The sequence below is a fragment of the Pseudomonas sp. PA1(2017) genome, assembly GCF_001945375.1.
Taxonomy (GTDB): Bacteria; Pseudomonadota; Gammaproteobacteria; order Pseudomonadales; family Pseudomonadaceae; genus Aquipseudomonas.
Window position 1 is genome coordinate 236,078 of the sequence record NZ_MSXU01000001.1, and the last position, 20,143, is coordinate 256,220.

The 20,143-nt window shown below is 64.4% G+C and carries 20 protein-coding genes; 10 read left to right on the top strand and 10 right to left on the bottom strand.

Annotated elements, in window-relative coordinates; all coding sequences use genetic code 11:
- Positions 1–8: 8 nt before the first annotated feature.
- A complete protein-coding gene (locus BVH01_RS01060) occupies positions 9–554 on the bottom strand; it encodes an AAA family ATPase (RefSeq protein WP_075928559.1) in 546 nt (181 codons plus the stop codon).
- Entirely contained in the window at positions 551–1,945 is a 1,395-nt protein-coding gene (gene argH, locus BVH01_RS01065) for an argininosuccinate lyase (protein ID WP_075928560.1), read from the bottom strand. Before argH ends, BVH01_RS01060 begins: the two co-directional genes overlap by 4 nt.
- A 219-nt stretch (positions 1,946–2,164) precedes the next feature.
- On the opposite strand from argH, the gene BVH01_RS01070 reads away from it, so the two are divergent.
- From BVH01_RS01070 to BVH01_RS01115, 10 genes are all read left to right on the top strand, one after another.
- On the top strand, positions 2,165–3,241 hold the full coding sequence (locus BVH01_RS01070; protein WP_075928561.1) for a sensor histidine kinase: 1,077 nt from the start codon (positions 2,165–2,167) through the stop codon (positions 3,239–3,241).
- A complete protein-coding gene (locus BVH01_RS01075) occupies positions 3,238–3,984 on the top strand; it encodes a LytTR family DNA-binding domain-containing protein (RefSeq protein ID WP_075928562.1) in 747 nt (248 codons plus the stop codon). The genes BVH01_RS01070 and BVH01_RS01075 overlap by 4 nt, the downstream gene beginning before the upstream one ends.
- Before the next feature lie 111 nt (positions 3,985–4,095).
- Positions 4,096–5,034, top strand: a complete 939-nt coding sequence (hemC, locus tag BVH01_RS01080) for a hydroxymethylbilane synthase (protein WP_075928563.1) — start codon at positions 4,096–4,098, stop codon at positions 5,032–5,034.
- Positions 5,031–5,804, top strand: a complete 774-nt coding sequence (locus BVH01_RS01085) for a uroporphyrinogen-III synthase (protein ID WP_075928564.1) — start codon at positions 5,031–5,033, stop codon at positions 5,802–5,804. The genes hemC and BVH01_RS01085 overlap by 4 nt, the downstream gene beginning before the upstream one ends.
- A gap of 16 nt (positions 5,805–5,820) precedes the next feature.
- Positions 5,821–6,957, top strand: coding sequence for a uroporphyrinogen-III C-methyltransferase (locus tag BVH01_RS01090; protein WP_075928565.1), 1,137 nt, complete (start codon positions 5,821–5,823; stop codon positions 6,955–6,957).
- The gene (locus BVH01_RS01095) at positions 6,954–8,219 is read left to right on the top strand and encodes a heme biosynthesis HemY N-terminal domain-containing protein (RefSeq protein WP_075928566.1); all 1,266 of its coding nucleotides are present in this window, start codon (positions 6,954–6,956) and stop codon (positions 8,217–8,219) included. Before BVH01_RS01090 ends, BVH01_RS01095 begins: the two co-directional genes overlap by 4 nt.
- A gap of 315 nt (positions 8,220–8,534) precedes the next feature.
- Positions 8,535–8,996: an Rsd/AlgQ family anti-sigma factor gene (locus BVH01_RS01100; protein ID WP_075928567.1), complete on the top strand. Its 462-nt coding sequence runs from the start codon at positions 8,535–8,537 to the stop codon at positions 8,994–8,996.
- Between the two features lie 139 nt (positions 8,997–9,135).
- Positions 9,136–10,254 carry an AlgP family protein gene (locus tag BVH01_RS01105; protein ID WP_075928568.1) on the top strand — a complete coding sequence of 373 codons (1,119 nt, stop codon included), beginning with the start codon at positions 9,136–9,138 and terminating at the stop codon, positions 10,252–10,254.
- Between the two features lie 178 nt (positions 10,255–10,432).
- Positions 10,433–10,861 (top strand): phasin family protein, encoded by a 429-nt coding sequence (locus BVH01_RS01110; protein ID WP_075928569.1) that lies wholly within the window; start codon positions 10,433–10,435, stop codon positions 10,859–10,861.
- A 10-nt stretch (positions 10,862–10,871) separates the two neighbouring features.
- Entirely contained in the window at positions 10,872–11,711 is an 840-nt protein-coding gene (locus BVH01_RS01115) for a phasin family protein (protein ID WP_075928570.1), read from the top strand.
- A 51-nt stretch (positions 11,712–11,762) separates the two neighbouring features.
- Here BVH01_RS01115 and BVH01_RS01120 read toward each other — a convergent pair whose 3' ends face one another.
- The 8 genes from BVH01_RS01120 to argS form a co-directional block, all read right to left on the bottom strand.
- Entirely contained in the window at positions 11,763–12,386 is a 624-nt protein-coding gene (locus BVH01_RS01120) for a TetR/AcrR family transcriptional regulator (protein ID WP_075928571.1), read from the bottom strand.
- Positions 12,387–12,426: 40 nt separating this feature from the next.
- Positions 12,427–13,290, bottom strand: coding sequence for a poly(3-hydroxyalkanoate) depolymerase (phaZ, locus tag BVH01_RS01125; protein WP_075928572.1), 864 nt, complete (start codon positions 13,288–13,290; stop codon positions 12,427–12,429).
- Between the two features lie 30 nt (positions 13,291–13,320).
- Entirely contained in the window at positions 13,321–15,000 is a 1,680-nt protein-coding gene (phaC, locus tag BVH01_RS01130) for a class II poly(R)-hydroxyalkanoic acid synthase (protein ID WP_075928573.1), read from the bottom strand.
- A gap of 196 nt (positions 15,001–15,196) precedes the next feature.
- Positions 15,197–15,568 (bottom strand): gamma-butyrobetaine hydroxylase-like domain-containing protein, encoded by a 372-nt coding sequence (locus tag BVH01_RS01135; protein ID WP_075928574.1) that lies wholly within the window; start codon positions 15,566–15,568, stop codon positions 15,197–15,199.
- Positions 15,569–15,626: 58 nt separating this feature from the next.
- Positions 15,627–16,967: an HslU--HslV peptidase ATPase subunit gene (hslU, locus tag BVH01_RS01140; RefSeq protein ID WP_075928575.1), complete on the bottom strand. Its 1,341-nt coding sequence runs from the start codon at positions 16,965–16,967 to the stop codon at positions 15,627–15,629.
- Positions 16,968–16,992: 25 nt separating this feature from the next.
- Positions 16,993–17,529 (bottom strand): ATP-dependent protease subunit HslV, encoded by a 537-nt coding sequence (gene hslV, locus BVH01_RS01145; protein ID WP_075928576.1) that lies wholly within the window; start codon positions 17,527–17,529, stop codon positions 16,993–16,995.
- 94 nt (positions 17,530–17,623) lie between these two features.
- Entirely contained in the window at positions 17,624–18,325 is a 702-nt protein-coding gene (locus tag BVH01_RS01150; RefSeq protein ID WP_075928577.1) for an SPOR domain-containing protein, read from the bottom strand.
- Positions 18,326–20,089, bottom strand: a complete 1,764-nt coding sequence (gene argS / locus BVH01_RS01155; protein WP_075928578.1) for an arginine--tRNA ligase — start codon at positions 20,087–20,089, stop codon at positions 18,326–18,328.
- Positions 20,090–20,143: the final 54 nt, after the last annotated feature.

Consider the following 20,143-nt stretch of genomic DNA (forward strand, 5'->3'; position numbering starts at 1 on the left):
TCCTGAATCTATCGGGTTGGCAGCGTGGCCAGAAAATCATTGATGGCCTGGCGTGAAGCGAGGCGTAGGTAAGGGCGATGGGGTGGGGCGTCGCGCATTTCCTCGGCATAACGCGCGCGATACTTGCCGTGACGCGTCCACGACCAGGCCAGAATCGATTGCTCGGGTTTGAGGCTGAACAGGTTGGCCCAGCGTTCGCGGTTGCCGTTCCACAGCTCCTGGCTTTGCAGCAGGCGGCGCAGTGTGCGCCACAGCACCTGGCGCATCACGGCGTGGCGCGGCAGATCCAGCCAGATCACCAGATCCGCCTGTTCGAGAATCTGCGTGCGTACTGCCGAATAGTTGCCTTCCACCACCCAGCCATCGCCTCTGGTGGCTTGCGCCACCGCCTGCCGGAAAGCATCGACCGGCAGGGGCTGCCAGTCGGGTTGGTGGTACAGCGCATCGAGTTCGATATGCCGGTAGCCCAGCTGCAGTGCCAATTGGCGCGACAGTGTGGTCTTCCCCGCCCCGGAGCAGCCGACCACCGAAATACGGCGGCCGGGAACGCTCATCGTGTGGCCAGCAGGTTCTGGCCGCGCGCCACCGCCGCACGCACCTGAGCCGGTGCGGTACCGCCGATGTGGTCACGGGCATTCACCGAGCCTTCCAGAGTCAGCACGGCGAATACGTCCTGCTCGATCTGGTCGCTGAACTGGCGCAGCTCGTCGAGGCTCATTTCGGCCAGGTCCTTGCTGCTGTCGACGCCGTACTTCACCGCATGGCCGACGATCTCGTGGCAGTCACGGAACGGCAGGCCCTTGCGTACGAGGTAGTCGGCCAGGTCGGTGGCGGTGGAGAAACCGCGCAGCGCCGCTTCGCGCATGATGGCGTGCTTGGGTTTGATCGCCGGGATCATGTCGGCGAAGGCGCGCAACGAATCACGCAGGGTGTCGGCGGCGTCGAACAGCGGTTCCTTGTCTTCCTGGTTGTCCTTGTTGTAAGCCAGCGGCTGGCCTTTCATCAGGGTCAACAGGCCGGTCAGGGCGCCGAACACGCGGCCGGTCTTGCCGCGTACCAGCTCGGGTACGTCGGGATTTTTCTTCTGCGGCATGATCGAGGAGCCGGTGCAGAAACGATCCGGCAGATCGATGAACTGAAACTGGGCGCTGGTCCACAGCACCAGCTCTTCGGAGAAGCGCGACAGGTGCATCATCGCCAGCGACGCGGCGGCGCAGAATTCGATGGCGAAGTCGCGATCCGACACGCCGTCCAGGGAATTGCCGCCCACCGCGTCGAAGCCCAGCAGCTCGGCGGTGATCTCGCGCTGTATCGGGTAGGTGGTGCCGGCCAGCGCAGCGCTGCCCAGTGGCATGCGGTTGGTGCGCTTGCGGCAGTCGACCAGGCGCTCGTAGTCACGCGAAAGCATTTCGAACCAGGCCAGCAGATGATGGCCGAAGGTTACCGGCTGGGCGGTTTGCAGGTGGGTGAAGCCGGGCATGATGGTCTCGGCTTCGCGCTCGGCCTGTTCCAGCAGGCCCTGCTGCAGGCGGGTGATTTCGGCCAGGATCAGGTCGATCTCGTCCCGCAGCCACAGGCGGATGTCGGTGGCCACCTGATCGTTGCGCGAGCGGCCGGTGTGCAGCTTCTTGCCGGTCACGCCGATGCGGTCGGTCAGGCGCGCCTCGATGTTCATGTGCACGTCTTCCAGGTCGACGCGCCAGTCGAAGCTGCCCGCTTCGATCTCGTTCTGGATCTGCTTGAGGCCATCGATGATCGCATCGCGTTCGGCGTCGGTCAGTACGCCGACCTTGGCCAGCATGGTGGCGTGGGCGATGGACCCGATGATGTCGTGACGGTACAGGCGCTTGTCGAATTCCACCGAAGCGGTGAAGCGGGCGACGAAGGCGTCGACGGGTTCGCTGAAGCGGCCGCCCCAGGACTGATTGGTTTTTTCTTGGCTCATGAATGTGGCTCGGCTGTAGGCGTGTTCGGACGGATCAAGGCTGCCCGTCATGGCGGAAAAGTGTGCCGATGATAACAGACCCGGCACTCTGCGCAGTGGCCGGCGCGAGTGTCGCCTGGGTCACAGTTTCGTCCCTTCGCCACGCGTTTACGCGGCCTAATTCGCCTGCCTGCCACAGGCTCTCTTGCCCGTTGCGCAGTGCCCGCCGAAACTGCAGCGATGAACGATAAACGCAAGACCTCGACCCCCCAGGCGCCGAACGATTTCTTCGTGCCGGAACTGTGCCAGCCCGAAGCGCTGCTCAGCACCGTGCTGCTCGCAGAACTGCTGGTGCTGGTGCTGGTGCTCGCCGAGCCGATGCTGCCCGGTTTCGACTGGGTGCGCCTGGCGCTGACCTCGCTGTTCGTGCAGTGGATCGTGCTGCTGTCCTCGGCATTGTTGTGCCGGTTCCGGCCGCTGCTCGCCAGGCTGCGGGCGATGTGGGCGGGGGCGGCCTGCAGTGCCCTGGTGGTCGGGCTGACACTGGGCTGTACGGCGGTGGCCGACTACTACGACCTGGGCGGGCCGCTGCCCCATGAGGGTGAGGTCAACCTGTACCTGCGTCATGCGCTGATCAGCCTGATCATGTCGGCCTTGTTGCTGCGCTATTTCTATCTGCAGAGCCAGTGGCGGCGTCAGGAGCAGGCCGAGCTGCGCGCGCGCATCGAATCGCTGCAGGCGCGCATCCGCCCGCACTTCCTGTTCAACAGTTTGAACAGCATCGCGAGCCTGGTTGTCACAGATTCTGCCAGGGCGGAACAAGCGGTGCTGGATCTCTCCGACCTGTTCCGGGCAAGCCTGGCCAAGCCCGGTAGCCTCGTCAGTTGGAGCGAGGAACTGGAACTGGCACAGCGGTACCTGTCGATCGAGCAATATCGGCTTGGCGAACGGCTACAGTTGCAGTGGGACGTCGACGATGTTCCCGCTGACCTGCCGATTCCCCAGCTGACCCTGCAGCCGCTGCTGGAGAACGCTCTGATCTACGGTATCCAGCCACGTATCGAAGGGGGACTGGTGCAGATATCAGCCACATACAACGATGGTGTATTCCATCTCAGCGTCTGCAATCCCTTTGATGAGGGCGGCGCACCCATGGCCTCGCGCGGCACGCACCAGGCGCTGGCCAACATCGATGCGCGGCTTGCGGCACTTTTCGGTTCGCAGGCCAATCTCAGTGTGGAGCGCCGCGATGGCCTTCACTACACCCGTCTACGCTACCCATGTGCAAGACCCATGCAGGAAGCCAGATCATTATGAATGTCTTGATCGTTGATGACGAACCCCTTGCCCGTGAGCGCCTGAGCCGAATGGTGGCCGCGCTGGACGGTTATCGTGTGGTCGAGCCCTCTGCGAGCAATGGCGAAGAGGCGTTGGCGCTCGTGGAGAGCCTCAAGCCCGACGTAGTGCTGCTCGACATCCGCATGCCGGGCCTCGACGGCCTACAGGCCGCCGCCAGGCTCTGCGAGCGTGAGGCGCCGCCAGCGGTGATCTTCTGCACCGCCCATGATGAGTTTGCCGTGGAGGCCTTTCAGGTCAGCGCGGTGGGCTATCTGGTCAAGCCCGTGCGCCCAGAACACCTTGAGGATGCACTGAAAAAAGCCGAGCGCCTGAATCGCGTGCAACTGGCCGCGCTCACCCGACCCGCAGCGGAAAGTGGCGTTGGCCCGCGTAGCCATATCAGTGCGCGGACCCGCAAAGGCATAGAACTGATTCCGCTGGACGACGTGATCTATTTCATCGCCGATCACAAATACGTGACGCTGCGTCACGAGGGCGGCGAGGTACTGCTCGACGAGCCGCTCAAGGCGTTGGAGGACGAGTTCGGCGACCGTTTCGTACGCATCCACCGTAATGCCCTGGTGGCCCGCGAGCGTATCGAGCGCCTGCAGCGCACCCCGCTGGGTCACTTCCAGCTCTATCTCAAGGGGCTCAATGGCGATGCGTTGGTGGTCAGCCGCCGCCACGTTGCGGGTGTGCGGAAGTTGATGAACCAGATCTAGCGAGTCCGTTGCCGCGTCGCGGGCAGTAGGGCGAAGGGTCGCAGCCGGCTTCGGGCCGGCGACCCGCGAGCCTGTTATCATTCGCGGCAACTGGTTTTCTGGAACATGCAAATGCCCCGCGAAATTCGCATCGCCACCCGCAAGAGTGCCCTGGCCCTGTGGCAGGCCGAACACGTCAAGGCTCGCCTCGAACAGGCCCATCCGGGCTTGCGGGTGAGCCTGGTGCCGATGGTCAGCCGTGGCGACAAGTTGCTCGATGCGCCGCTGGCCAAAATTGGTGGCAAAGGCCTGTTCGTCAAGGAACTGGAAACCGCGTTGCTGGAAGACCAGGCCGACATTGCCGTGCATTCGATGAAAGACGTGCCGATGGATTTCCCCGGAGGCCTGGGCCTGTTCTGCATCTGCGAGCGTGAAGACCCGCGCGATGCGTTCGTCTCCAATACCTACGACAGCCTCGACGCGTTGCCGGCCGGCAGCGTAGTCGGCACCTCCAGCCTGCGTCGCCAGGCTCAGCTGCTGGCGCGCCGCCCCGACCTGAAAATCCATTTCCTGCGTGGCAACGTCAACACCCGGCTGGCCAAGCTGGATGCCGGTGAATACGACGCCATCATCCTGGCGGCGGCGGGCCTGATCCGTCTCGGCTTCGAAGACCGCATCCGCGCCTCCATCGGCGTCGAGCACAGCCTGCCGGCTGGTGGGCAGGGCGCGGTGGGTATCGAGTGTCGGGTCGGCGATGCCCAATTGCAGCAACTGCTGGCGCCCCTCAACCACACCGAGACCGCATTGCGCGTGACGGCCGAGCGCGCCATGAACAAGCGCCTCAACGGCGGTTGTCAGGTGCCGATTGCCTGCTATGCGATTCTCGAAGGCGAGCAGCTGTGGCTGCGTGGCCTGGTCGGCGAGCCGGATGGCAGCCGCTTGCTGCGTGCCGAGCAGCGTGGCGCCGCCGAAGACGCCGAGGCGCTTGGCATCGAGGTCGCCGAAGCACTGCTGGCCCAGGGCGCGGGCGAAATCCTCAAAGCCATCTACGGCGAGGCCGCTGCCGAGTGAGTGCCTGGCGCCTGCTGCTGACCCGCCCCGAGCAGGAGTGCCAGGCACTGGCCCAAACGCTCGCCAGTGAAGGCATCCACGGTGCCTGCCTGCCCCTGCTGGGCATCGAGCAATTGCCGGAAACGCCTCAGCACAGTGCGACCATTTGCGACCTGCACCGCTACACGGCAGTGATCGTGGTGAGCAAGCCCGCGGCCCGCTTCGGCCTGGAGCTGCTCGATCGCTATTGGCCGCAGCCGCTCGCCGACCAGCCCTGGTTCAGCGTCGGCGCCGGCACCGGACAGATTCTCGCCGACTACGGCCTGGCGGCGTTCTGGCCGAAACACGGCGATGACAGCGAAGCCCTGCTGGATCTGCCCGAGCTGCAGGCGCCGCTCAAGGATGCGATGTTTCCGCGGGTGCTGATCATCCGCGGTGAAGATGGCCGCACGCTGCTGGCCGAGCGCTTGCAGGCCCAAGGCGTCGAAGTGGACTATCTGCCGGTCTACCGCCGCGTGCTGCCAGCCTACCCTGCCGGTACGCTGCAGCAGCTGATACAGGTGGAACGCTTGAATGGCCTGGTGGTCAGCAGTGGGCAGGGCCTGACGCATCTGCGGCAACTGGCGGCGGATGACTGGCCCACGCTGGCGCAGCTACCCTTGTTCGTGCCCAGCCCGCGCGTCGCCGAAATGGCCCGCGAGCTGGGTGCGGTTGATGTTGTGGATTGCCGTGGTGCCGACACCGCGGCGTTGTTGGCGGCCTTGCGTGCGCAGGCTTCGCCCGACTCTTGAAGCAAAGGATGGATACGTGAGCGAAGCGACTCCCCCCAAAGAGCAGGAACAGCCTGTGCAGACCGCCCCCGAATCGTCCCCAGCCGCTGCCGAGGCCAAACCGGCTGCGCGCGGCTCGGCGATTGCCGCCGTGGCCCTGCTGGTCGGCGCCATCGGTGTCGGCGTCGGTGGCTGGAGTGCCTGGCAATTGCACGCACTGCAGAGCGAAGCGCAGCAGCAGTCCGCTCAGCTCGAGCAGGCGCGCAGTCAGGCCCAGGCGTTGACGCAGCGCACCGAAAGCCTGAATGGCCGTTTCGAGCAACTGCCCAGCGCGCAGGAGCTCGAGGAGCGTCGCCAACTGGTGGCGCAACTGCAGGGTGACCAGCAACTGCTCAATCGCCGCCTGGAAACCGTCCTGGGTGCCAGCCGTCAGGACTGGCGCCTGGCCGAGGCCGAGCACCTGCTGCGTCTGGCCAGCCTGCGCCTGTCGGCGTTGCAGGACATCAACAGTGCCACTGCACTGGTCCAGGCGGCCGATGAAATCCTCCGTGACCAGGACGACCCGGCAGCCTTCGCCGCCCGCGAGCAACTGGCCAAGAGCCTGGAAGCCTTGCGCGCCACCGACAACCCCGATCGCACCGGCCTGTTCCTGCAGCTCGGCGCTTTGCGCGAGCAGGCTTCGCAGCTCAACTCATTGAATCCCAAGTTCGTCGCTGACGGTGGCGTACTTGGCGAGCTGGCGGCCGAAAGTGAACCTGGCACCTGGTGGGGCCAGAGCCTGCACAAGCTCTCCCAGTATTTCCGCCTCGATTTCAACGCCGATCAGAACGTGCGCCCGCTACTGGCCGGGCAGAGCCTGACGCAAGTGCGTCTGGCCCTGAGCCTGGCGCTCGAGCAGGCACAATGGGCCGCGCTGCATGGCCAGACCCAGGTCTATCGGCAGGCGCTGCAGCAGGCAGCCGAGGTGCTGGACGCCAACTTCAATCGTGACAATCCCGACAGCCGCGCCCTGCGCGCCCGCGTCGGCGAACTGGTCGACCAGCCCATCGAGGTCAAGGCGCCTGAGCTCGGCGAATCGCTCAACGCCGTTCAGGCCTATATCGAGCACAAGCAGTCGGCGCGCGAACGCCTCAAGAATGCACCCGGCCAGGACAGTGCGGAGGAGCGCCCATGAAGCGCGTTTACCTGCTGTTACTCACCGTGCTGGTGATCGGCGGGCTGGCGCTGCTGGGCCTGGCCATTTCCGAGCATCAGGGCTACGTACTGTTCGCCTACAAGGGGTTTCGCTACGAATCGACCTTGTGGGCCTTCGTGCTGCTGGTCGTTGCGATCGTCCTGGCGCTATGGCTGCTGCGGATTGTGATTCGAGCATTGCTGGTGTCGGTCGGGCTGATCAACCCCTGGTCGAGACTGCACCGCGAGCGCCGCGTGCGTAGCGCCTCCGAGCACGGTTTCCAGGAGCTCATCGAAGGTCGTTGGAGCAAGGCGCAGACGCACCTGAGCCGCATCGCACGCAACGAGCCGCGGCCCCTGATCCATTACCTGGGCGCCGCCCGTGCCGCTCACAACCTCGAGCATTACCAGGAAAGCGACGCCCTGCTGGAAGAGGCGCTGCAGCGCCAGCCCAACGCCGAGCTGGCGATCGCCCTGACCCACGCCGAGCTACAACTGGCGCGTGGTGAAATCGATGACGCCCAACAAACCCTGCAGGTGATGCACGAACGCCATCCGCACAACCCGCAGGTGCTGCGCCAACTGCAGCAGCTCTATGCAACCCGTGGTGACTGGCAGGCGGTGCTCAAGCTGCTGCCGGTGCTGCGCAAGGAAAAGGCCCTGGCGCCGGCCGAGCTGATGGCGCTGGAGCGACGCGCCTGGCGTGAATACCTGCTCGGCCTGGACTTCAATGAGGCAGGCGATGGCGCGCTGCCGTCGCTGGCCCAGGCCTGGGAGCGCTTGTCTCCCAACTTGCGTGGCGAGCCCGAGCTGCTGGCGGTATATGCCGACCGCCTGCGTGCGCTTGGCGCCGAGCCGGGCGCCGAGGAGTTGCTCAACAAGGCCTTGAACCGCGAGTACGACAGCCGCCTGGCGCGCCTTTACGGCTTGCTGCGTGGCCGTGATCCGGCCAAACAGCTGCAAGCGGCCGAAGGCTGGCTCAAGCAGCATCCCGATGATGCCGGGCTGTTGCTTACCCTGGGCCGCCTGAGCCTGCACAACCAGCTGTGGGGCAAGGCCCGTGATTACTTCGAGGCCAGCCTGACGCTCGAACGCCATCCTGAAACCTGCGCGGAGCTGGCGCGCCTGCTGGCGCAACTGGGCGAAGTGGAGCGCAGTAACCGCTTGTTTCAGGAAGGCTTGAGTCTGCTCGACCGTCGCCTCAGCGGCCAGGCGGTCGTAGCCACCACCGTTGAGCCTGCGCGCACGCCGCCGCTGGGCTGAGCTGCATCCGTGTGCGTCGGCTCGAGGCCGGCGCCGCTTTGATCCCCCTTGAAGGGTGATTAGAGCAGGCATAACCTCAGACGAAATGAGAGGTCGGACTGCACGCAGAATCATGCTAGTGTCCGGACTCGGCTGCACGTTCAAGGATCGACTCGTGGTGCGTTGCCGTCGCTGCCTGCCATGGCCCGCAGCGACTTCCGGCCAGTGGGATGCTGCCAGGTGACCAGCCAACTTCCGATTCGCGGCGAAGACAGGTTGAACGATGGTCTGAGCCCGGATGCCTACAGGACTTAACTCATAAGGGAGCGGATCACCATGCTCGAAAGTTGCCAGAATGCGCAGGAGCGGTGGGGCGGCGTACACCTGATGATCGATCGTTGGCTGCAGGAACGTGCCGAACTGATCAAGACCTACGTGGCCATCGATGACGTGAGCGACAAGGTGGTTATGCAGCGGTTCTGCGAATACCTCGTCGACTACGTCTCCGCCGGACATTTCGAGGTTTACCAGCAGCTCACCGACGAGGCCCGGGCGTTTGGTGACCAGCGTGGTCTCGAGCTGGCCAAGCAGATCTACCCACGAATCGAGGTGATCACCGAAGCGGCCCTGGCCTTCAACGACCGTTGCGATGAAGGCGATTGTGGCGACGTAGACTCGGTGAGCGCCGAGCTCAAGCGCCTGGGGCAGATGCTGCACGAGCGCTTCGAACTCGAGGATTGTCTGATCGAGGTTCTGCACACTGCCCACAAACAGCAGGCCACCGCCGCCGCTGTATGAGCCACGACGCCGCGATCATCCGCGGCGTCGTCGTTTCAGGCCCCCGCCAAGCATGCGCAGGTGCTTGCAAAGCGCCTCTGGCGGGCGCAAATTTCACCCACCTATGTATGGCTTTATCCCATCCGCCTGGAGGCGCGTCATGCCGGCCACAAAAAACCTGAAGAAGAAATCGGTCACCACCCCTTTGCATCTGCTGCAGCAACTGTCCGGAAGCTTGCTCGAGCACCTCGAGAATGCCTGCTCGCAAGCGCTGGTAGACGCTGAAAAGATTCTCGCCAAACTGGAAAAGCAGCGCGGTAGCGCGCAGGAAAAACTGCACAAGGCCCGTGGCAAGCTGCAGTCGGCAGTCGCCGATGGCAAGGCCAAGGCGCAGTCCAAGGCCAAGGCCGCGGTGGATGAGCTGGAAGGCGCGCTCGATGCGCTGCAGGCTCGCCAGACCGAGACCCGCCAGTACATCGTGCAACTCAAGCGCGATGCTCAGGAAAGCCTGAAACTGGCCCAGGGCGTCGGCAAGGTACGTGAGGCCGCCGGCAAAGCCCTGACCAGTCGTGACAAGGCACAGGCCAAGCCGGTTGCCAGCAAGGCTGCAGCCAAGCCAGTGGCTGCCAAACCAGCCGCCAAGGCTGCTGCAAAACCTGCTGCTAGCAAACCTGCGGTCAAAGCCGCAGTGAAACCGGCGGCTCGCGCTGCTGCCAAGCCGGCGACCAAGGCCGCAGCCAAACCCGCAGCCAAACCGGCCACCAAGGCAGCCGCTAAGCCTGCTGCCAAACCAGCCGCTCAAGCTGCCGCGAAACCGGCTAGCGTCAAGCCAGCTGCCAAACCTGCAGCAACCAAGACGGCGGCCAAGCCAGCAGTAGCCAAGTCGGCTGCCAAAGCGGCTGCGAAACCCGCTACCGCCAAGCCAGCGGCCAAGGCCGTCGCGAAGCCAGCTGCCAAGCCGGCTAGCCAGGCCACTGCCAAATCGGCCGCTGCCAAGCCCGCAGCTAAACCGGCTGCCAAGCCAGGTGCCAAAGCTGCCGCCAAGCCTGCCACCCCGGCGGCGGCGAAACCGGCTGCTGCCAAGCCGGCGACCAAGGCTGCCGCCAAACCTGCAGCTGCCAAAGCCGCGGCCAAACCTGCAGCCAAAGCCACGGCTGCAAAGCCGGTGGTCAAGCCTGAAGCCAGCAAGCCTGCCGTTGCATCGGCGAGCGAGCCAGCTCCTGCGTCCACGCCTGCCACCAATGCTGCCAACGGTGCAACGCCGCCAGCCAGCAACTGATCGGCCTCTGAGCCTGCGAGCCTTGCGCTCGCAGGCTCGACCCTCACTCCTTTCGATTATCCGCATGCTCTCGTGCGATCTCCGCGTCGATTAGTATGCGTTTTCTAGTTTTGCCCTTTACGTTGTCTGGTAAGCCTGTGTCGTGCAGGCCATCTCCCAAACCACTGTGAGGTGCACCATGTCGAACGCTACCGTCAGCAAGAAACCACTTGTCTCCGCTCGCCGCTCTGCCCTGGGCGATCAACCGTCGCGAATCAGAAAGTTGTGGCTCGCCGGTCTGGGTGCTTATGCGAAGGTTGGTCAGGAAGGCCTGGAATATTTCCAGACGCTGGTGCACCTGGGGGAGCAAGCGGAACAGCGCGGCAGGAAACAGGTCAATGAACAAGTCGAGGCGGCCAATGGCCAGATCGACGAAGCCAGAAGCAGAGTGTCCGTTGTGAAGAACCAGGTCGCCGCGCGTATCGAAAAGATCGAGCAGGCCTTCGATTCACGCGTGGCTGGCGCACTGAACCGTCTTGGTATTCCCGCCCGACAGGATATCGAAGCCCTGTCTGCTAAGCTGGATGAGCTGAGCGCGTTGCTCGAGCGTGTCGCGCGTACTCAATAAGGAGAGCAGGATGGCTGTCAAAAAGAAAACCGAGAAACAGACCAGCTCGTGGATCGGCGAGGTTGAAAAGTACTCGCGGCAGATCTGGTTGGCAGGCCTGGGCGCATATTCCAAGGTCAGCAAGGACGGCACCAAGCTGTTCGACACGCTGGTCAAGGATGGCGAAAAGGCCGAGAAAGCCGCCAAGAGCAACGTCGATAAGCAGGCCGATGCGGTGAAGTCGTCGGTGGATTCGTCCGTCAGCAGTGCGCGTTCGCGTGTCGACGAGGTGAAGGGCAAGGCGATCGGCAAGTGGAGCGAGCTCGAGGAAGCGTTCGACAAGCGTCTCAACAATGCGATCTCGCGGCTGGGTGTACCGAGCCGCAACGAGGTCAAGGCGCTCAATGACAAGGTCGATCTGCTGACCCGTCAACTGGAGACGCTGACGGGTGTATCCAGCAAATCCACCGCCAAGCCTGCGGTGAAAAAAGCCGCGGCCAAGCCGGCCAGCAAACCGGCGACCGCGAGTAAGGCGCCGGCCAGCAGGGCAGCCAGCACGGCAGCGGTGAAGCCAGCCGCCAAGCCGACTGCGGCTAAACCTGCAGCAGCCAAGAAAGCGCCGGTGAGCAAGGCGGCGGCGAGTAAGCCAGCCTCTGCCGCGAAAACCCCGGCAAAGGCCGCAGCTAAACCAGCTGCCAAGCCCGCGGCCAAACCGGCAGCTAAACCAGCCGCCAAAGCCGCCAGCAAACCAGCGGTGAAGAAACCGGCAGCCAGCAAGGCCACTACGGCACCGGCGGCACCGGTAACCACGCCAGCGGCCTCGACGACGCCGGCCGTGAGCCCCTCGACCTCTTCCGGCACGCAGTCCTGAGTCGGTAAGTCGCCTCTAAAACGCCCGATCCCGTATCGGGCGTTTTCGTTTTCAGCCGGCGCTCTCGTGCAGGTAACTGTGAGCCAGCAGCACAGTGGTGTGGCGCGCTTCGTCCTGCAGATGCGGGGCGACCAGCATCATCACGTGGTAAACCACCAGGCGGCTGTCGGCCGGCTGAGCAACGATACGCTGGTAATCCTGGGCGAACAGCAGGGTCAGCACGATTTGTTCGACCAGCTGCTGCAAGGCCTTGTCCTCACTGATCAGCACCCGCCGGCCCTTTAGATGCGCCAGCAGAGCCGTGAGCGTATGTCGCAGCCTGGCAAGCCAGTGGCGCATGCCGGCGGCCAGCTTGGGCAGGCGTCCGCTGAGGTTGGAGAGATCCTGAAACAGGAAGCGATAGGCCGACATGCCTTCGGCAATCAGGTGCAGGAACAGCCAGTAGTCCTGGGCGTCGAGCTCGGCGTCGTCAGGTGGGGTAAGCAGTGGCGCCAGTGTCGTTTGGAACTGCTCGAAAAGCGCCAGGGTCAGCGGTTCCTTTCCGTGAAAATGGTAATAGAGATTGCCCGGGCTGATGTTCAGTTCATTGGCGATTTCCAGGGTCGAGACGTTGGGTTCACCACGCTCGTTGAACAGCTGCAGGGTCGCAATGAGGATGCGTTCGCGGGTCTTCATGGGGCCGACGCATCCTCACCCATTGCCATGCGCCTGACCGTCAGAGTTGCCCACGGGTCGCCGTCACGTTGTACGGATGCATGACAGCCGGCTGCCGCTCTTCGGCGAGGAACTTCATGATGATGGGCGCCACCACCTCGGCACGGGTCACCAGGAACAGGTGGCCGTCGTCGATCACGTGCAGCTCCGAGTTGGGGATGCGCCAGGCCAGCAGGCGCATGTTGAGCAGGGGGATGATCGGGTCGTCGTCGCCGGCCAGTACCAGGGTCGGTTGGCGGATCTTGTGCAGCCAGTGAATGCTCGTCCAGCCCATGCCGGCGAACAGCTGCCAGTAGTAGCCGAGCTTGCCACCCGAGCGCACCTTGCTGGCGTGGGACAGGGCGAGCTTGGGATCCCGGCGGAAGGCCCCTCCATAGATGTCGGCGGCGATATGCACGCCGTAGGAGGGCTGCAGATAACGGCGCGGGCTGGCCATGCGCCAAAGCACCTTGGGCTTACCCGGAATCATCACCGCGCCTGCCGAGGTCGCGGCCAGCACCAGTTTCTTGCAGCGCTCGGGGTAGTCACGGGCGAACTGCTGCGCCAGGGCGCCGCCCCAGGACACGCCGATGGCGTTGACCTGGCCGTAATCCAGGTAATCGAGCATGCGCGCCGCCAGCTTGGCCAGGCCGGGAAAGCGATAGGGGATGCTTGGCGTGGAGGAGCCGCCGACGCCCGGCACATCGAATGCGATGATTTCCTGGTCCTTGTCCAGAGCGTTGACGAAGGGCATCACCAGTTCCAGGTTGGCGCCGATGCCGTTGAAGATCAGCAGTGGCACCCTGTCCGGGCTGCCGGGGCGCACGGCGGTGCGGATCGTCTGTTGATCCAGGACGATGGTGCGAAACACGAAGGCTGATGACATGTGGCGCCCCTGTCGGTGGTCGTCGCGCGCTTAGCGCTCGTGCACGTAGGTGCCCGGTGCCGCCTCGGCCGCCGGGTAGCGCTTGTTGCCCAGCTTGGCGGGCGCCTTCTTGCTCTCCCCGGAGCGAGCGGTCAGCCATTTCTGCCAGTGCAGCCACCAGGAATCGGCGTGCTTGGTGGCGTCCTCCTGCCAGGCCTTCGGATCGGCCGGCATCTCGGGGTTGGTCATGTAGCGTGCCTTGGGGTTGCCCGGCGGGTTGAGGATGCTCTGGATGTGCCCGCTGCTGGACAGCACGAACTCGCACTGGCCACCGAACAGCCGCGCCGACTTGTAGCAGGACGTCCAGGGCGTGATGTGGTCGTTGCTGCCGGCCACCACGTAGTAGTCACAGGTGACCTGACTGAGGTCGATGGGCGTGCCGCAGACTTCCAGCGCGCCTGCGCGGGTCAGTGGGTTGGTCTGGAACATCTCGATGAATTCGCCGTGCAAGGCGGCGGGCAGGCGGGTGGTGTCGTTGTTCCAGTAAAGAATGTCGAACACCGGCGGCTCGTTGCCGAGCAGGTAGTTGTTGACCCAGTAATTCCAGATCAGGTCGTTGGGGCGCATCCAGGCGAACACCTTGGCCATGTCGCTGCCTTCCAGCACGCCCGCCTGGTAGGAACGGCGCTTGGCCGCTTCCAGGGTCTGCTCGTCGGCGAACAGCGCGTACTGGCTGTCCAGCTGAGTATCCAGCACGCTGACCAGCAGCGTCTGGGCATGTACTTTCTGTTCGCCGATGGCTGCGTAGTGGCCCAGCAGCGAGGCGGTGGTCGCGCCGCCGGAGCAGGCGCCCAGCACGTTGACATCGCTGCTGCCGGTGATCGCGCAGACCACCTCGACGGCTTCCTTGAGCGCTTCGATGTAGGTCGACAGGCCCCATTCGCGCTGGGCCTTGGTCGGGTTGCGCCAGCTGACGATGAAGGTCTGCACCTGACTGCGCAGGAGAAAGCGCGCCAGGCTCTTTTCCGGGGACAGGTCGAATACGTAGTACTTGTTGATCTGCGGGGGCACCACCAGCAGCGGGCGCTTGAAAACCTGCTCGGTGACCGGGGTGTACTGGATCAGCTCCAGCACCTCGTTGCGAAACACCACGGCGCCTTCGGTGGTGGCGACGTTGCGACCCACCTCGAAGGCTTTCATGTCCACCTGGCTGGGCATTCCACCGTTGTTCAGCAGGTCTTTGGCCATGTGCGAAAGACCGTCGAGCAGGCTCTTGCCTCCGGTATCGAAGATGCGTTTGAGCGCTGCCGGGTTGGCCAGGCTGTTACTCGGCGCCATCGCCTCGGTCATCAGGTTGATGATGAAGTGGCCGCGGCTGACGTCCTGCTCGGACAGCGAGCTGTGCTCGACCCAGTCGTGCAACTCCTTGCGCCAGGCCAGGTAGGTTTGCAGGTAGCGGCGATAGAGCGGGTTCTGGCTCCAGGCCGGGTCGTTGAAGCGGCGGTCGTTGTCCTCGGGCTGCAACGTGGACTGGCCGAGCAGCACGTTCTTCATTTCCAGACCGAAGTGGGCGACGTGCCGGGCGCTGTGCAGCGGCTGGCGAATGGCCTGGGTCATTACCAGGCGGGCGGAAGTCAGCAGATCCCTGCCACGTATACCGATGACCGGGTTGACCCCCATGGTGCTCTTGGTGGGTTTGTATTTCAGGTCATCGTTCTGCTTTTCACTCATCGACAACGCTCCCTTTGCCAGCGGCAGGAGGCCATTGATTGCGGGCAATGGCGCTGATTCTGTCGAGGCTTGCGATTGGCAGTGGTAGTGGCGCTTGCGGCATCCAGAGATGGCGGGTGAACCTGAAGTGCTCTGGTTACCCGAGTTTAGACGTTAGCGCAAGATCGGCCAGGCGGGAGCCGCGATCGATGGGGGGTCAGAGCATCAGCCGCACGACCGACTCGTCGGGGTCGCGCGATTGGCCGGCGGCGGCCAGGGCGTCCAGGTAATCACGCCACAGTTCGTCTTGGCGCAGGGCCAGTTGCTGCAGGTAATCCCAGCTGAACAGCCCGCTGTCGTGGCCGTCGTCGAAGGTCAGCTTGAGGGCGTAGTTACCCGCCGGCTCGATACCGACCAGGGCGACGTTGAGTTTGCCGGTTTGCAGAATCGGTTTGCCGTGGCCCTGCACTTCGGCAGAGGGCGAATGCACGCGCAGGAATTCGGCAGGCAAGCGGTAGCTGTCGCTGCCGTAGTGCAGCTCCAGAATGCGCGATGCCTTGTGCAGCTTGATCGAGGTGGGGATGAGCACGGCGGGCTCCAGGCGAATCTGAAAGACTGCGCGGCGAGCGCCGCGCAGTTGCAGGCTATCAGAGAATGTAGCGCGACAGGTCTTCGTCCTGCGCCAGCTCGCCCAGGTGGCTGTTCACGTAAGCCGCGTCGATGCGGATGGTTTCGCCGCCCTGTTGACCGGCCAGATCGCCGGCGCTGAACGACACTTCTTCGAGCAGGCGCTCGAGCAGCGTGTGCAGGCGACGAGCACCGATGTTCTCGGTCTTCTCGTTGACCTGCCAGGCGATCTCGGCGATACGCTTGATGCCCTCGTCGACGAACTCGACGCCCAGGCCCTCGGTCTGCAACAGCGCCACGTACTGCTCGGTAAGCGACGCATGGGGCTCGCTGAGGATGCGCTCGAAGTCTTGCGGGCTCAGCGCCTTGAGCTCGACACGAATCGGCAGGCGGCCCTGCAGCTCCGGCACCAGGTCGCTCGGCTTGCTGAGGTGGAAGGCACCCGAGGCGATGAACAGGATATGGTCGGTCTTGACCATGCCCAGCTTGGTGTTCACGGTGCAGCCCTCGATCAGCGGCAGCAGGTCGCGCTGTACGCCTTCGCGAGACACGTCAGCGCCGCCAGCATTGGCGCGCTTGGCCACCTTGTCGATCTCGTCGATGAACACGATGCCGTGCTGTTCGACGGCTTCCAGGGCCTTGGCCTTGAGCTCTTCCTCGTTGACCAGACGCCCGGCTTCCTCGTCACGCACCAGTTTCAGGGCGTCCTTGACCTTGAGCTTGCGGCTTTTCTTCTTGCCCTTGCCCATATTGGAGAACAGGTTCTGCAACTGGCTGGTCATTTCTTCCATGCCAGGCGGGGTCATGATCTCGATGCCGGCCGGGCTGTCGGCCACTTCGATGTCGATTTCCTTGTCGTCCAGCTGGCCTTCGCGCAGGCGCTTGCGGAAGAGCTGGCGGGTGTTCGAGTCGCTGCTCGACGCTGCTTCCTCGGCGAAGCCGCTGCGTGCCGGTGGCAGCAGGGCATCGAGGATGCGGTCTTCGGCGGCGTCTTCGGCGCGATGGCGCACACGGATGATTTCCTGCTCGCGCAGCATCTTCAGCGCGGCATCGGCGAGGTCGCGGATGATCGACTCGACGTCACGGCCGACATAGCCGACCTCGGTGAACTTGGTGGCTTCGACCTTGAGGAACGGCGCGTTGGCCAGCTTGGCCAGGCGGCGGGCGATTTCGGTCTTGCCGACGCCGGTTGGGCCGATCATCAGGATGTTCTTGGGCGTGACTTCGGCGCGCAGCTCGGCCGGCAGTTGCATGCGCCGCCAGCGGTTGCGCAGGGCGATGGCCACGGCGCGCTTGGCGTCATCCTGGCCGATGATGTGGCGGTTGAGTTCGTGAACGATCTCGCGGGGTGTCATGGACATGAGCGGGCTCCGATCCGGACTGACCTCAAAGGGCCGAGTCCAGCTCCTCGATGGTCAGGTTCTGGTTGGTGAACACGCAGATCGAGCCGGCGATGTTCAGCGCGGTTTCAGCGATCTCGCGGGCGCCCAGTTCGTCGCCGCCTTTCTGCAGCAGCGCCAGCGCCGCGGCCTGGGCGAAGCCGCCACCGGAACCCATGGCGATCAGTCCGTGCTCGGGCTCGACCACGTCACCGTTGCCGGTAATGATCAGCGAGGCGTCCTTGTTGGCCACTGCGAGCATGGCTTCCAGGCGGCTCAGGGAACGATCGGTACGCCAGTCCTTGGCCAGTTCGACGGCGGCGCGCACCAGATGCCCTTGGTGCTTCTCGAGCTGCGCTTCGAAGCGCTCGAACAGGGTGAAAGCGTCGGCGGTGGCACCGGCGAAACCGGCGATGACCTGACCGTGGTAGAGGCGACGAACCTTCTTGGCGTTGCCTTTCATCACGGTATTGCCGAGGGAAACCTGGCCGTCGCCACCCATGACGACTTTGCCATGGCGGCGGACTGAAACGATGGTGGTCAAGGGAGAGTCTCCACGCTGCGGGGCGAAATGGCCCTGATGACTCTCAGATGGGGGCCCGCCGTGGTTTTTCAACCGACGGCGGGCGAAAGGGGGATCAGCGTAGCTGGCGCTGCTGTAATAACAGGTTGCCGAACCCCCCGGCTGCCAGGGTCTTCTGGGCGCCGGCCAGTTGCTCGCGATTGGCAAAGGGGCCGACCAGCACGCGGTGCCAGGTCTTGTCCTGCACGGTGCCGGATTCCACGCGCACGTTCTGGCCGAGCAGGATGATCTGCGCGCGCATGCTTTCGGCCTTGTCCTTGCTGGGGAACGAGCCGGCCTGCAGGAAAAACTGCGTGGTCAGCGGCGCCTGGGCGGCTTCGGCCGCTTTGGCAACGGGCGGTGCGGGTGGCGGGGTTTCGCCATTGAGCGCGGCCTGGGCGCGAGCGGCATCGATCTTGGCCGCCTCCTCTGGAGTGACCGGCTTCTGCTCGGGCGTGGGCGTCGGTGGCGTGGGCAGGGCATCCGGCGGCACGATCACTTCCGACTCGGGGAGCAGGGTGTAGAAATCGTATTTGGGTTTGCCCGGCTCCTGGTTGGTGGACGAGGGCGTCGGTTTGGGCGTGGTGCTGGCGCGCTCCGGCTGTGGCTTGTCGCGCTTGACCGCCTCGTCGCCCGGCTTGAGATTGAGCAGCAGGGTGACGAAAACGCCCACGGCCAGGCCGCAGGCGAGCCAGATCCAGCCGGGTACCGGGCGCTTGCTCGGGGCCTTGTAGCGGCTGGCGCCGCGCTTGGGTGCTGGCTTCTTGCGGGCGGCCACTTACATGCGCTCCAGGGTTTCCAGGCCCAGCAATTCCAGGCCTTGCTTGAGGGTGCGGCGAGTCAGTGCGGCAAGGCGCAGGCGGCTCTGGCGAGTGCCTTCGTCCTCAGCGCCAAGCACCGGGCAATGCTCGTAGAAGCTGGAGAACAGCCCGGCCACGTCGTAGAGATAAGCGCACAGCAGGTGCGGCGTGCCCTTGTCGGCCACGCTGCTCAGCACTTCACCGAACTGCGCCAGCTTGCCGGCCAGTTCGATTTCCTGGGGCGCGTGAAGTTCGATATGACCGCCGATCTCCTCGATGCCCTTGCCCAGCTTGCGAAAGATGCTCGCGGTGCGCGTGTAGGCGTACAACAGGTAGGGCGCGGTGTTGCCCTCGAAACTCAGCATCAGTTCGAAGTTGAAGCTGTAGTCGCTGGTGCGGTGCTTGGAGAGGTCGGCGTACTTCACCGATGCGATGCCAACAACTCGCCCGATCTGGCGTAGCTCAGCTTCTTCGAATGGTGTTTCACCCTTCGCAGCACGTTGGTCGTTGCGCTCCTTGACCAGCTCGTAGGCACGCGACTCGGCTTCGTCGAGCAGGTCGATCAGCTTCACGGTGCCGCCATCGCGGGTCTTGAAGGGGCGGCCGTCGGCGCCGTTCATGGTGCCGAAGCCCATGTGCTCCAGGTCCATGCCCTCGTGCACGAAACCGGCGCGGCGGGCGACTTCGAAAGCCATCTGGAAGTGCAAGGCCTGGCGCTGGTCGACGAAGTACAGCGCGCGGTCGGCCTTGAGCACCTGGCTGCGGTAACGCATGGCCGCCAGATCGGTGGTCGAGTACAGGTAGCCGCCGCCGGCCTTCTGCACGATCACCGGCAGCGGGTTGCCCTCGGCGTTCTTGTACTCGTCGAGGAAGACGCACTGGGCGCCGTTGTCTTCGGTGAGCAGGCCCTTGTTGCGCAGATCGGCGACCACGTTGGCCAGGTCGGCGTTGTAGGCGCTTTCACCCTTGACGTCGGCCGGGGTCAGCTTCACGCCCAGGCGGTCGTAGGCCTTCTGGCAATGGCTCAGGGAAATGGTGTTGAAGCGGTTCCACAAGCGCATGCATTCCGGCTCGCCGGCTTGCAGCTCGACGACCAGCGCGCGGGCCCGCTCGGCGAATTCCGGAGACTCGTCGAAGCGCTTCTTGGCGGCGCGGTAGAAGCCTTCCAGGTCGGCCAGCTCGCTTTCCGCGGCGGCCGGGTTCTCTTCCATGAAGGCCAGCAGCATGCCGAACTGGGTGCCCCAGTCGCCGACGTGATTCTGACGAATCACCTCGTCACCGAGGAACTCCAGCACTCGCGCCACGGCGTCGCCGATGATGGTCGAGCGCAGGTGGCCGACGTGCATTTCCTTGGCCAGGTTCGGCGAGGACAGGTCGACGACCACGCGCTGCGCCGGGCCATTCTTGCGCACGCCGAGGTGCTCGTCGGCCAGAGCCGTTTCCAGGCGCTCGGCCAGGGCGTCGCTGTTCTGGAAAAAGTTGAGAAAGCCGGGGCCGGCGATCTCGACCTTGCTGATCTGCGCATCGGCAGGCAGTGCGTCGATGAGCTTCTGGGCCAGGTCGCGGGGCTTCATGCCAGCTGGCTTGGCCAGCATCATGGCGATGTTGCTGGCGAAGTCGCCATGGGTCTTGTCCCGGGTGTTCTCCACCTGGATCGTCGGGCTCAGGCCGTCGGGCAGCACGCCTTCGGCGGTCAGGCGGGTCAGGGCTTGCTGGATCAGGTGGCGAATGCTGTCTTTCATGGTCTGCTCGTTCGGCCGCGAGGTGCGGCGCCGCTCGAAAGCGTGGGTGGAAAA

Bases quoted from the DNA above. Each gene is read 5' to 3' on its own strand.
- hslU (WP_075928575.1), bottom strand. From the start codon at position 16,967: ATGTCCATGACACCCCGCGAGATCGTTCACGAACTCAACCGCCACATC.
- BVH01_RS01070 (WP_075928561.1), top strand. From the start codon at position 2,165: ATGAACGATAAACGCAAGACCTCGACCCCCCAGGCGCCGAACGATTTC.
- BVH01_RS01100 (WP_075928567.1), top strand. From the start codon at position 8,535: ATGCTCGAAAGTTGCCAGAATGCGCAGGAGCGGTGGGGCGGCGTACAC.
- phaC (WP_075928573.1), bottom strand. From the start codon at position 15,000: ATGAGTGAAAAGCAGAACGATGACCTGAAATACAAACCCACCAAGAGC.
- BVH01_RS01105 (WP_075928568.1), top strand. From the start codon at position 9,136: ATGCCGGCCACAAAAAACCTGAAGAAGAAATCGGTCACCACCCCTTTG.
- BVH01_RS01115 (WP_075928570.1), top strand. From the start codon at position 10,872: ATGGCTGTCAAAAAGAAAACCGAGAAACAGACCAGCTCGTGGATCGGC.
- BVH01_RS01120 (WP_075928571.1), bottom strand. From the start codon at position 12,386: ATGAAGACCCGCGAACGCATCCTCATTGCGACCCTGCAGCTGTTCAAC.
- BVH01_RS01060 (WP_075928559.1), bottom strand. From the start codon at position 554: ATGAGCGTTCCCGGCCGCCGTATTTCGGTGGTCGGCTGCTCCGGGGCG.
- BVH01_RS01095 (WP_075928566.1), top strand. From the start codon at position 6,954: ATGAAGCGCGTTTACCTGCTGTTACTCACCGTGCTGGTGATCGGCGGG.
- hemC (WP_075928563.1), top strand. From the start codon at position 4,096: ATGCCCCGCGAAATTCGCATCGCCACCCGCAAGAGTGCCCTGGCCCTG.
- argS (WP_075928578.1), bottom strand. From the start codon at position 20,089: ATGAAAGACAGCATTCGCCACCTGATCCAGCAAGCCCTGACCCGCCTG.
- BVH01_RS01110 (WP_075928569.1), top strand. From the start codon at position 10,433: ATGTCGAACGCTACCGTCAGCAAGAAACCACTTGTCTCCGCTCGCCGC.
- BVH01_RS01075 (WP_075928562.1), top strand. From the start codon at position 3,238: ATGAATGTCTTGATCGTTGATGACGAACCCCTTGCCCGTGAGCGCCTG.
- phaZ (WP_075928572.1), bottom strand. From the start codon at position 13,290: ATGTCATCAGCCTTCGTGTTTCGCACCATCGTCCTGGATCAACAGACG.
- argH (WP_075928560.1), bottom strand. From the start codon at position 1,945: ATGAGCCAAGAAAAAACCAATCAGTCCTGGGGCGGCCGCTTCAGCGAA.